The sequence below is a fragment of the Actinoplanes philippinensis genome, from assembly GCF_900113015.1.
Taxonomy (GTDB): domain Bacteria; phylum Actinomycetota; class Actinomycetes; order Mycobacteriales; family Micromonosporaceae; genus Actinoplanes; species Actinoplanes philippinensis.
The window spans coordinates 70,866-82,607 of the sequence record NZ_FONV01000002.1; the positions used below are offsets into that span (position 1 = coordinate 70,866).

Consider the following 11,742-nt stretch of genomic DNA (forward strand, 5'->3'; position numbering starts at 1 on the left):
ATGTCCGTGGTTCTGCACTGGTTCCTGCCCACGACCGGCGACAGCCGGTCCATCGTGGGCGTCGACGATCGTGGCGGGCGCAGCACGCACACCGACGGGGCCGCGCTGCGCGAGCCGGACATCGAATACCTGATCGACGTCGCCCGCGCCGCCGAGCGCACCGGCTTCACCGGAGTGCTCACCCCGACCGGCACCTGGTGCGAGGACGCCTGGCTGACCACCGCGGCGATCGCCCGCGAGACCAGCACGCTGAAATTCCTGGTGGCGTTCCGCCCCGGCTCGCTCTCCCCCACCCTGGCCGCGCAGATGGCCGCCACCTTCCAGCGGATCTCCCGTGGCCGGCTGATGCTCAACATCGTCACCGGCAGCGACGCGGCCGAGCAGCAGCGCTTCGGCGACTGGCTGGACAAGGACGAGCGGTATGCCCGCACCGGCGAGTTCCTGACCGTGCTGCGCGGCGCCTGGGACGGCCCGTTCGACTTCAAAGGCGAGCACTTCCACGTGGCCGGCGCGCTCGCGCCACGCCGCTTCGACGCGCCGCCGATCTACTTCGGAGGCTCCTCGCGGGCCGCGCTGCAGGTCGCCGCCGACCACGCCGAGGTCTACCTGACCTGGGGCGAGCCGCCCGCCGCCGTGGCGGACAAGATCGCCGCTCTGCGCGCGCTGGGCTACACCGGCCGCTTCGGGATCCGGCTGCACGTGATCACCCGGGACACCGCGAAGCAGGCGTGGGCCGAGGCGGACGCGCTGCTCGACGCGCTCACGCCGGAGCAGATCGCGAAGGCCCAGGCCTCGCTGCGGCAGGCCGACTCGGTGGGCCAGCAGCGCATGCTCGCGTTGCACCACGGAACGCGTGACGACCTAGAGATCTACCCCAATCTATGGGCTGGAGTCGGACTCGTCCGTCCCGGCGCCGGAACAGCCCTGGTCGGCAGCCACACCGAGGTCGCCGACCGGATCGCCGAATACCACGACCTCGGCATCGACGAGTTCATCCTCTCCGGATATCCCCATCTCGAGGAGGCGTACCACGCCGGCGAGGGCCTGCTGCCCGAGCTGCGGCGTCGCGGCCTCCTGTCAGGAGCTTCGAAATGACCACCTATAACCGCCGTGATCTGCTGAAACTCGCCGCTGGAGCCGGGGCAGCATCGTTCCTGGCCGCGTGCGCCGGGCCGGGCGGCGACTCCTCGACGTCGTCGAAGTCGTCGAGTGAGCTCTCCTTCGCGCACTGGCGCGCCGAGGACAAGGCGGTCTTCGAGCAGATCATCGCCGACTTCCAGAAGTCGAAGAACATCACGGTGAAGCAGGACATCTCGCCGTCCAACGACTACCAGAGCACCGCGCTGCAGAAGCTGCGCGGCGCCGCGATCGGCGACGCGTTCACCGCGTTCCGGGGCGCCCAGTTCCTCGACATCGCCAAGGCCGGAGTCTCCACCGACCTCACCGGGCAGAGCTGGCTGCAGAGTTACGAGCCGTCACTGATCACCGCGGGCGCCACCGGCGGCAGGCAGCTGGGTGTGCCGTACCAGCTGGTCTTCAACACCCCGCTGGCCAACACCGACCTGATCAGCAAGGCCGGGCTGGGCGAGGCCCCGAAGGACTGGCAGGGCTTCCTCGCCCTGGCCGACAGGCTGAAGAGCCAGGGCGTCACCCCGATCGCCTGGCCGGGCGGGGACGCCGCCAACGCCGGCCAGCTGCTCAACGTGCTGGTGGTCAACAACGCGCCGGCCGACGACGCGCTCGGCAAGATCGAGACGGGTGAGCACAAGGTCACCGACGACTGGTTCCTCACGGTCCTCAAGCAGTACGCCGAGCTGCGCCCGTACTTCCAGGACAACGCGACCGGCACCAGCAGCGACGCGGCGCTCGCCCTGTTCGCCCAGGGGAAGGCCGCCCTGCTGGCCACCGGCTCGTTCCAGGTCGCCGGCGTGCGCAAGCTCGGCGCGACGTTCCCGATCGACCTGCTCGCGCCGATCACCACGACCGCCGACAAGGCGAAGTACGAGGGGGTCTTCAACGCCACCTTCATCCTCGGCGTCAACGCGGGCTCGTCGAAGAAGGACGCCGCGCAGTCGTGGCTGGCCCACCTGTCCGACCCGGCGGTGGCCGGCGTCTACGCCAACGGCACCGCGCAGCACGTGACCGTCAAGGGCGTCGAGTACACCAACGCCGACCTCAAGGCGCTCGCGCCGTGGCTGACCAGGAAGACCGCCCTGGCGCCGCGCTTCCAGTTCACCAACCTGGACGTCCGCGGCGCCGTGGAGAACGCCACCGTGCAGGTGGCCGGCGGCAAGAGCCCGGAGCAGGCGGCCGAGGAGGCCCAGAAGGTCATCGACCAGAAGAAGAAGTAGCGGTGAAGTTCAAGCTGTTCCTCTTCGCGGTTCCCGCGCTGGCCCTGTACGGCGGGTTCTTCCTGCTGCCCGCCGTGCAGGGCCTGCGGTACGCGACCACCGACTGGGACGGCTACAGCGCCACGTTCACCGAGGTGGGAGCGGCCAACCTGACCGAGGTCGTGTCCGCCGACGACCTGTTCCGCAACGCGCTCACCAACAACCTGAAGTTCATGCTGGCCGTGGTGGTGGGACAGACCGCCCTGGCGCTGCTGCTCGCGGCGCTCCTGGCCGTACGCACCAGGGCTTCGACGTTCTTGCGGGCCCTGTTCTTTCTCCCGACCGTGCTGTCGTCGGTGTCGGTGGCGTTCATCTGGAAGTTCGTCTACGACCCGAACTTCGGACTGGCCAACGCCGTGCTGGACGCGATCGGGCTGGGCTCGCTGAAGTCGGCCTACCTGGGCGACGAGAACACCGCGATCCTCTGGGTGGCGGTGGCGCAGATCTGGTTCCACGCCGGCCAGATGATGATCATCTACATCGCCGGGATCAACCAGATCCCCCAGGAGCTGTACGACGCCGCGCAGACCGACGGCGCCGGGCGCCGGCAGCAGTTCCGGCACGTCACCTGGCCCATGGTGGCGCCCGCGACGACACTGGTCATCGCGTACACCACCCTGCAGTCGTTCAAGGCGTTCGACCTGATCCTGGGCCTGGCCGGGAACCCGCCGCAGTCCGGCCTGGACGTGCTGGCCACCCGCATCTACACCACGTTCGCCAACTCGCAGCTGGGCTACGCCGCCGCCGAGTCGATCGTGTTCATGGTGGCGATCGCGCTGGTCACCTTCCTGCAGAACCGAGCCGCGAGGATGGCACACGGATGAGCCGGCGCCTGATCCTGGCGGTCTACACGCTGCTCATCTCGGTTCCGATCCTGGTGATCGTCGGCAGCAGCCTGAAGACCACCAAGGAACTGTTCGCGGCGCCGTTCGGGCTGCCGCCGCACCCGACGCTGGACAACTACGCCACCGTGCTCGGCGAGCAGGACCTGCTGCGGGTGCTCGGCAACAGCGTCCTGGTGGTGTCGGTGTCCGTGCCGGTGACGCTGCTGCTGGGCAGTCTGGTCGCCTTCGCCGTGGCCCGGCTGCCGAAGTGGCCGTCGGCGGTGCTCTTCGGGGTGTTCGCGATCGGTCTCGCGGTCCCGGCGCAGGCGATCATGATCCCGCAGTACGTGCAGTTCGAGCGGCTCGGGCTGCGCAACAGCCTGACCGGGCTGATCCTCGTCGACGTGGTGGTGACGCTGCCGGTCGCGGTGTTCATCCTGGCCGGGTTCATGCGTACGCTGCCGCCCGAGCTGTACGAGGCGGCCGAGATCGACGGGGCCGGGCCGTGGGCCACGTTCCGCCGGATCGCGGTGCCGGTGTCGTACCCGAGCCTCGCCGCCACCGCGATCTTCCTGCTCGTCATGCACTGGAACGACCTGCTCTACCCGCTGCTGTTCATCGACGACCCGGAGAAGCGGACCCTGCCGCTGGCGCTGCTCGACTTCCAGGGCGAATACCTCACCGACTACCCGCTGCTGTTCACCGGCGTGGTGGTGGCGTCACTGCCGATGGTGCTGGCGTACGCGTTCCTCCAGCGCCATTTCGTCGCCGGGATCACGGCCGGCGCGGTCAAGGGCTGAACACCGGCCGTTCACGGAAAGTTGGGCACGAACCTCCGGCGGGCGCGCGGGTCCGCGCCTAGTCTGGTCGCTCCACAGCCGTGCCCGGGAGTCCGTCATCAGCGTCGTCACCGCACCGAGCCCCGTCCGGACCTCTCCGCGGCCGGCCGCCCGGCCGCTCCGGTATCTGCTGTGGGGGCTGCCGCCACTGCTCACGGCGATCATCGGCGGCTGGCGGCCGGCCGGGGCGTCACTCTGGGCCGACGAGCTCGCCACCTGGGGCGCGGTCCGGCTCGACTGGGCGCATCTGTGGCGGCTCGGCGGCTCGGTGGATGCGGTCGTCACGCCGTACTATGCGGCTTTGAAGCTTTTTGCCGGGATCGCCGGGACCGGGACGTTCGCGCTGCGCCTGCCCTCGCTGATCGCCGTGATCCTCACCGCGGTGATCGTCACCGATCTGGGCCGCCGCGCCGCCGGGGACACCGTCGGCCTGCTCGCCGGGCTGCTGTGGGCGGTGCTGCCGGTCGTCTCCCGCTACGGGCAGGAGGCCCGGCCGTACGCGATCGCCATGCTCTTCGCCGCCCTCGCCCTCCTTGCGCTGATCCGCCTCCTCGACCGGCCCGGCGCCGGGCGTGCCGCGGCCTACGCGGCCGCCCTCGCCGCCACCGGCGTCCTGCATCCGCTCAGCGGGCTCCTGGTGGCCGCCGGGCACGCCCTGGCCGGTCACCGCGCCTGGCGTGCCTGGCTGCCCGCCGCCACGATCGGCAGCCTGCCCGCTGTCGCGCTGCTGCTGTACGCCACCCGCCAGACCGCGCAGATCTCCTGGATCAGCCGGGTCGGCGAGCAGACGCTGCGGGTGCTGCCCGGGCAGCTGTTCGTCTCCGCGATCACCGGCGGCATGGTGCTCGCCCTCGCCGTCGCCGGGCTGCGCCGCGACCGGATCGGGTGGGCTCTGGCCGCGGCCGGGTTCGCGCCGCCCGCGCTGCTGCTCGCCGCCGGGACCGTCACCGAGATCTGGGTCGCCCGGTACGTTCTCGTCGCCATGCCGGCGCTCGTCGTCCTGGCCGCCCGCGGGGCCGGCAACCGGACCGTCGCGGTCATCGGGCTCGTGGCGCTCCTCGGATACCCCTCCCAGGTCGACATCCGGGAGCCGGCCGGGCACGGGCAGGACTCGGCCCGGATCGCCCAGGTCGTCCCGCCGCGGTACCGGGACGGCGACGTCGCCGTGTTCCCCGACCGCCACCCCAGCATCGGGTGGGCGCCCCGCGACATCTGGGCCCGTTACCTGCGCGATCCCCGGCCCGCCGATGTGCTCGCCGTCGCGGGGCAGCGGGCGGACGGGCGGCTGCCCGCCACCGAGTGCCCGGAAGCGTCCTGCCTCGGCACACCGGACCGGATCTGGGTGATCCGGGTGGATTCGCCCGCCGACCCGCTGGCCGACATGTCACCCGCCAAGCGGAGCAGGATCGACGCCGGCTACCGGGTGACGCAGCGGTGGAGCTATCCGCTGCTCGGGATCACGCTGATGGAGCGCCGGGATTCCCGATGATCAGGTCCGCCGCCTCGCGGACCTCGTCGGCCGCGTAGAACGCGTCCTCCTGCCGGGCCCAGCGGGCCCAGTGCGGGGCATAGGTCTCCCCGTCCCTGGCGAGGGCCCGCCGCTTGCGGACCGCGGCCGGGGCGTCAACCCAGACAACCCCCGCGAGGTACGGCCGGAGCACCCGCCCCCCGGACCCGACGCCCTCGACGACTAGCCACTCTCCGTCCGGTACCCGATGTTCCTCTACGTAGTCACCCGCGGCCCAGTCGAAGCGACGCCACACCGCCGGTGACCCCGCGGCGAGCGGCTCCAGCACCCACGACCGCAGCGCGCCGACGCCCGCCCGGAGGCCGTCCCAGCCGGCGTACAGGTCGTCCATGTGGATCAGCGGCGCATCGAGCCCTTCGGCAACCCCCCTGGCCAGAGTGGTTTTGCCGGCGCCGGAACGGCCCTCGACGGCCAGCACACGCCGGCGGCCGTCCGGGGCGGGACGGTCTCGCGCCCAGCCGATCACCACGGTGACGGCGTCGGCGGGCCAGTGCGGGTGAGCCACACCACCAGTCTGCCCAGTCACTCTCCGTATTTTTATCGTCTCCCCTTGACGTAGGTCGCCGGAGGAACGTCGTCGTTACTCACCGGAGTTGCGGACTAGGCGTTTCGAGGGCGACAGGGCTCACAGATTCGCCATCGACAGGACCCCGAATCCACAGCTTCAGCACAGGAAACTCCGCCAGGCTTCGCCACTCCCCCCGTACCTAGGAGCCGATCGCGTGGAGCCCACGAGCAGCACCGACGTCAGCGTCGTCATACCGACACACAGCGAGAAACGCTGGGCGTCACTCACCAGGACGATCGCCTCCGCCCGTGCCCAGACGTACCCCGCCGCCGAGGTGGTGGTCGTGGTCGACCACAACCCGGCGATGGCCACCCGGGTGCGCGCCGAGTTCCCGGGCGTCACCGTCCTGGAGAACGCGTACGCCCGGGGCGCCTCCGGGAACCGCAACACCGGCGCGTTCCACACCCGTACCCCGTTCATCGCCTTCCTCGACGACGACACGGTGGCCAGCCCGCACTGGCTGGCCGGGCAGCTGGCGCCGTTCGCCGACCCGTCGGTCGTCGGCACCGGCGGCGGCATCATCCCTGCGTGGGCGGCGACCCGGCCCACCTGGCTGCCGGACGAGCTGCTCTGGGCGGTCGGGGTGTCCTACACCGGGATGCCGACACGCACCGCCCCGATCCGGAACGTGTGGTCGGCCAACATGATCGTGCGGCGGGAGGCGTTCCTCGCGGTCGGCGGCTTCCGTACCGGCTTCGGCAAGCTCGGCGACCAGAACCGGCCCGAGGACACCGAGCTGTGCCTGCGGATGAGCGCGGCGGCCGGCGGCCGGTGGATGTACGTGCCGGACGCCACCATCGACCACGAGGTGCCGGCCGACCGGTCGACCTTCGGGTTCCTGATGCGGCGCTGCTACGCCGAGGGCCGGGGCAAGGTGCAGATGGCCGGGCTGATGCCGAAGGACCAGGAGCTCGGCGCGGAGAAGGACTACCTGCGGCGTACGCTCCCGCGCGCGGTCGCCCGCAACCTGGTCCGCGCCGGCTCGGGCCGCGGCGGTTACCACGCCCTGCAGGCGGCGACAGTGGTCGCGGCCGTCCTCGCCGCGGCGTGGGGCGGCGGCGTGGAGACTCTGGCCGCCCTCTTCGAGTCGGCCGCCACCACCGCCCCGGAGAGCCCGGCCTGACGGCGCGGCCCGGCGTTCACCGAGGCGACGCCGGGCCGCGACCGCACGGCCTCCCGTCGATCGATTCGCGTCGGTACGGTCGCCGCCGACCGTCGATCGAAGGTGAATCCGTCATGGCTGAGTTTGACCGTCGTTCCTTCCTGCAGATGCTCGGCATGCCCGCGGTCGCGGCGGCCGTGCCCGCGGGCCTGGAGAGGGCCCTGTCCATTCCGGCCGACGTGCGTACCGGCACGATCCGCGACATCGACCACGTCGTCATCCTGATGCAGGAGAACCGTTCCTTCGATCACTATTTCGGCACGCTGCGCGGGGTGCGCGGCTTCGCCGACCCCCATCCGGTGACGCTGCCGTCCGGCCGCAGCGTGTGGCATCAGCCGCACGGCGCCGGCGAGCTGCTGCCGTTCCGGCCGGACGTGCCCGACGTGGGCGGCATGTTCCTGCCCGACCCGCCGCACGGCTGGCGCGACACGCACGACGCGGTCAACGACGGCCGGTACGACCGGTGGGTGCCGAACAAGGGCGTGCAGACGATGACCCACCACGTGCGGGCCGACCTGCCGTACCATTTCGCGCTCGCCGACGCGTTCACGATCTGCGACAACTACTTCTGCTCGCTGATGGGCTCGACCGACCCGAACCGCTATCACCTGTGGACCGGCTGGGTGGGCAACGACGGCTCCGGCGGCGGGCCGGTCGTCGACAACGCCGAGCTGGGGTACGACTGGACGACCTACCCGGAGCGGCTGGAGCGCAACGGCGTCCCGTGGCGGATCTACCAGGACACCGGCACCGGGCTGACCGCGGCGGGCGGCTGGGGCTGGACCCGGGACCCGTTCATCGGCAACTACGGCGACAACTCGCTGCTCTACTTCCACCAGTACCAGAACGCCGCGCCCGGTACCCCGCTCGCCGACCGGGCCCGGACCGGCACCGAGGTCAACCGGCTGGGCCGGCTCCCGGACGCGCTGCTCAGCGACTTCCGGGAGGACGTACGCAACGACCGGCTGCCCGCGGTGAGCTGGGTGGTCGCGCCGGAGGCGTACACCGAGCACCCGAATTGGGGCCCGCACTACGGCGAGTGGTACGTCTCCCAGGTGGTCGACATCCTGGCGAGCAACCCGAAGGTGTGGGGCCGGATGGCGCTGTTCATCACCTACGACGAGGAGGGCGGCTTCTTCGACCATCTGGTGCCGCCGGTCCCCGAGCCGGGCCGATCGACCGTGGACACGGTGCACGAGATCTTCCCGGGCAGCGCGAAGTACCCGGCCGGGCCGTACGGGCTGGGCATCCGGGTGCCGACGATCGTCGTGTCGCCGTGGACCCGGGGCGGCTGGGTCAACTCGCAGCTGTTCGACCACACGTCGCTGATCCGGTTCCTGGAGGCCCGGTTCGCCCGCGGCAACCCGGACCTGATCGAGTCCAACATCACGCCCTGGCGGCGGGCCGTGAGCGGCGACCTGACCAGCGCCTTCGACTTCCGGAACCCGAACCGGCGGACCGTCCGCCTGCCCGGCACCGACGGGTTCAAGCCGGCCGACCTGACCCGGCGGCCGGACGAGCAGCCGGTGCCGCCGGCCGACCCGGAGCTGCCCGCCCAGGAGCGCGGGGTCCGGCCGGCGCGGCCGCTGCCGTACACGCTGCACGCCGACGGCCGGGCCGTGCCGGACGGCTTCGAGATCACCTTCCGCAACACCGGCCGGGCCACCGCGGTGTTCCAGGCGCACTCCGGCGATCCGGCGCACGCGCCGCGGACCTTCACCGTCGAGCCGGGGCGGCAGCTCACCGACCACTGGGCCGCCGCGGCCGGCGCCGACCTGCAGGTGCGCGGCCCGAACGGGTTCTTCCGCCACTTCCGGGGCGCCCCGCCGATCACCGTCCGCGCCCGGTACGACGAGCGCCGCCACACCCTTCTGCTGGAGATCCGCAACACCGGCCCGAAACGCGCCGACGTGACGGTCACCGACCGGTACACCGGGCACGCCGCCACACTGGGCCTGCGGGCCGGGACCGCGCGCACCTCGCAGCACGCGGCCGGGCGTACCGGCGGCTGGTACGACGTGTCGGTGACCGCCGGCGACGGCCCGCTGGTGCGCTACGCCGGCCACATCGAGGACGGCGAGGAGAGCATCAGCGACCCGAGGATGGGCGGCCTGGTCTAGCTCACGATCGGCGCTCCAGCCGGACCTGGACCCACTTCGACGTGGGGGTGCCGCTCTCCTCCGCCTGGGAGTCGAGCGGCACCAGCGGGTTGGTCTCCGGGTAGTAGGCGGCCACGCAGCCCTTCGGCGTGTCGTACTCGACGAGGCGGAACCGGTCGGCCCGGCGCTCCACGCCGTCGGCCCACTCGGAGACCAGGTCGACCAGGTCGCCGTCGGCGAAGCCCAGCTCGGCCAGGTCGGCGGCGTTGACGAACACCACGCGGCGGCCCGAGCTGATCCCCCGGTAACGGTCGTCCAGGCCGTAGATCGTGGTGTTGAACTGGTCGTGGCTGCGCAGCGTCTGCAGCACGAGCCGGCCCTCCGGGACGGTCATCACCTCGAGCGGGCTGACCGTGAAGACGGCCCGGCCCTCGGCCGTCGGGAAGGTCCGCGAGTCACGTGGCGGGTGCGGCATGGTGAACCCGCCGGACCGGATCTTCTCGGCGTAGCCGTCGCAGCCGGGGACCACCCGGCCGATCCGTTCCCGGATCTCCTCGTAGTCGGCGGCGAAGGAGTCCCACGGGATGCCGTGCCGGTCACCGAGCGCGGCCGCGGCGATCCCGCAGACGATGTCGATCTCGGAGCGCAGCAGCGGGCCGGCCGGCGCGGACCGGCCCCGCGAGGCGTGCACCGCGGACATCGAGTCCTCCACGGTGATCCGCTGCACCCGGCCGCCGGTCAGGTCCTGCTCGGTCCGCCCGAGGGTGGGCAGGATCAGCGCGGTCCGGCCGGCCTCCACGTGGCTGCGGTTGAGCTTGGTGGACACCTGGACGGTCAGGTCCGCGCCACGCATCGCCGCGGCGGTGACCTCGGTGTCCGACATGGCGCTCACGAAGTTGCCGCCGAGCGCGATGAACACCCTGGCCCGCCCGTCCCGGAACGCCCGGACGGTGTCCACGGCGTCGTGCCCGTGCTCGCGGGGCGGCTCGAACCCGAACTCGTCGCGCAGCCGGTCCAGGAAGAGCGCCGACGGCCGCTCCCAGATGCCCATGCTGCGGTCACCCTGCACGTTGGAGTGGCCGCGGACCGGGCACAGCCCGGCCCCCGGCTTGCCGATCATGCCCTGGAGCAGCGCGACGTTGACGAACTCCTTGATCGTGGCGACGGCGTTGCGGTGCTGGGTGATGCCCATCGCCCAGCAGTGCACGATCCGCTCGGCCCCGGCCAGCATGTCGGCGGCGGCCTCGATCTCGTCCCAGGTCAGACCGGTCGCGGCGAGCACCTTGTCACGGTCGATCCCGGCGACGTGCTCGGCCCACGCCTCGAACCCGACCGTGGACGCGCCGATGAACTCCCGGTCGGCGACGCCCTTGCGCAGCAGCAGGTGGCCGATCGCCTGCCAGAGGGCCAGGTCGCCGTTGGACCGGATCCGCAGCAGCCGGTCGGCCAGCGGGGTGCCCCGGCCGGCCAGCCCCCGCGGCTTCTGCGGGTTGTCGAAGCGCAGCAGCCCGGCCTCCGGCAGCGGGTTGATCGCCAGGATCTTCGCGCCGTCCCGCTTCGCGATCTCCAGGGCGGTGAGCATGCGCGGGTGGTTGGTGCCCGGGTTCTGCCCGGAGACCACGATCAGGTCGGCCTGGTGCAGGTCGTCGAGGGTGACCGAGCCCTTGCCAATGCCGATGGTGCGGCTCAGGGCGGTGCCGGTCGACTCGTGACACATGTTCGAGCAGTCCGGCAGATTGTTGGTGCCGAACGCGCGGGCCAGCAGCTGATAGACGAACGCCGCCTCGTTGCTGGCGCGGCCGGAGGTGTAGAAGGCCGCCTGGTCCGGATCGTCGAGGCTCCGCAGGGCGTCACCGATGATGCGGAACGCCTCGTCCCAGGTGATCGGCTCGTAGTGGCTGCCGCCGTCGCGCCGCACCATCGGATGCGTCAGCCGGCCCTGTTTCTCCAGCCAGTGGTCGGTGCGCCCGGCCAGGTCGGCGATCGAGTGGCGGGCGAAGAACTCCGGGCCCACCGTGTCGCGCTGGCCCTCCCAGGAGACCGCCTTCGCCCCGTTCTCACAGAACTCGGCGGTGTGCCGGCGGCCGGACGGGTCGGGCCAGGCGCAGCTCATGCAGTCCACGCCGTCGTGCTGGTTGAGCACGGACAGGTTGCGGGCGGTCTTGCGGACGCCCATCGTGCGGACGGCGTTGGCCAGGCTCAGCCGGACCGCCTCCAGCCCGGCCGCGTGGTCGGCCGGCGGGCCCACCCGCAGATGCGCCTCTTCGTCGTCGAGAGCCGGCATGGAACCTCCCCAGGTAACCAAGATTCATCCCAGTCTCTCCCGCCGGGC

General features: G+C 71.7%; 9 protein-coding genes. 7 read left to right on the forward strand and 2 right to left on the reverse strand.

From position 1 onward, the window contains the following. The 5 genes from BM290_RS03845 to BM290_RS03865 all read left to right on the forward strand — a co-directional run bounded on the left by BM290_RS03845 (position 1) and on the right by BM290_RS03865 (position 5,542). The gene (locus BM290_RS03845) at positions 1–1,095 is read left to right on the forward strand and encodes an LLM class flavin-dependent oxidoreductase (RefSeq protein WP_093610067.1); all 1,095 of its coding nucleotides are present in this window, start codon (positions 1–3) and stop codon (positions 1,093–1,095) included. Then, entirely contained in the window at positions 1,092–2,351 is a 1,260-nt protein-coding gene (locus tag BM290_RS03850; RefSeq protein WP_093610069.1) for an ABC transporter substrate-binding protein, read from the forward strand. Before BM290_RS03845 ends, BM290_RS03850 begins: the two co-directional genes overlap by 4 nt. A 2-nt stretch (positions 2,352–2,353) precedes the next feature. Beyond that, complete coding sequence (locus BM290_RS03855; RefSeq protein ID WP_093610071.1) at positions 2,354–3,214, forward strand: carbohydrate ABC transporter permease; 861 nt, start codon at positions 2,354–2,356, stop codon at positions 3,212–3,214. Beyond that, a complete protein-coding gene (locus BM290_RS03860; RefSeq protein ID WP_093610073.1) occupies positions 3,211–4,014 on the forward strand; it encodes a carbohydrate ABC transporter permease in 804 nt (267 codons plus the stop codon). Before BM290_RS03855 ends, BM290_RS03860 begins: the two co-directional genes overlap by 4 nt. Before the next feature lie 340 nt (positions 4,015–4,354). Beyond that, positions 4,355–5,542, forward strand: a complete 1,188-nt coding sequence (locus BM290_RS03865; protein ID WP_177319570.1) for a glycosyltransferase family 39 protein — start codon at positions 4,355–4,357, stop codon at positions 5,540–5,542. Here BM290_RS03865 and BM290_RS03870 read toward each other — a convergent pair. Further along, on the reverse strand, positions 5,511–6,107 hold the full coding sequence (locus tag BM290_RS03870; protein ID WP_239143367.1) for a nucleoside/nucleotide kinase family protein: 597 nt from the start codon (positions 6,105–6,107) through the stop codon (positions 5,511–5,513). The two genes, BM290_RS03865 and BM290_RS03870, sit on opposite strands and share 32 nt — an antisense overlap. A gap of 196 nt (positions 6,108–6,303) precedes the next feature. On the opposite strand from BM290_RS03870, the gene BM290_RS03875 reads away from it, so the two are divergent. Together BM290_RS03875 and BM290_RS03880 are read left to right on the forward strand one after the other, a co-directional pair. Continuing rightward, entirely contained in the window at positions 6,304–7,272 is a 969-nt protein-coding gene (locus tag BM290_RS03875; RefSeq protein ID WP_177319571.1) for a glycosyltransferase family 2 protein, read from the forward strand. A gap of 113 nt (positions 7,273–7,385) precedes the next feature. Then, positions 7,386–9,431 carry a phosphocholine-specific phospholipase C gene (locus BM290_RS03880; protein WP_093610081.1) on the forward strand — a complete coding sequence of 682 codons (2,046 nt, stop codon included), beginning with the start codon at positions 7,386–7,388 and terminating at the stop codon, positions 9,429–9,431. A 1-nt stretch (position 9,432) separates the two neighbouring features. Here the strand turns inward: BM290_RS03880 and BM290_RS03885 are convergent, their stop codons facing one another. Next, a complete protein-coding gene (locus BM290_RS03885; protein ID WP_093610083.1) occupies positions 9,433–11,694 on the reverse strand; it encodes an FdhF/YdeP family oxidoreductase in 2,262 nt (753 codons plus the stop codon). Positions 11,695–11,742 lie beyond the last annotated feature (48 nt).

Bases quoted from the DNA above. Each gene is read 5' to 3' on its own strand.
- BM290_RS03845 (WP_093610067.1), top strand. From the start codon at position 1: ATGTCCGTGGTTCTGCACTGGTTCCTGCCCACGACCGGCGACAGCCGG.
- BM290_RS03850 (WP_093610069.1), top strand. From the start codon at position 1,092: ATGACCACCTATAACCGCCGTGATCTGCTGAAACTCGCCGCTGGAGCC.
- BM290_RS03860 (WP_093610073.1), top strand. From the start codon at position 3,211: ATGAGCCGGCGCCTGATCCTGGCGGTCTACACGCTGCTCATCTCGGTT.
- BM290_RS03880 (WP_093610081.1), top strand. From the start codon at position 7,386: ATGGCTGAGTTTGACCGTCGTTCCTTCCTGCAGATGCTCGGCATGCCC.
- BM290_RS03885 (WP_093610083.1), bottom strand. From the start codon at position 11,694: ATGCCGGCTCTCGACGACGAAGAGGCGCATCTGCGGGTGGGCCCGCCG.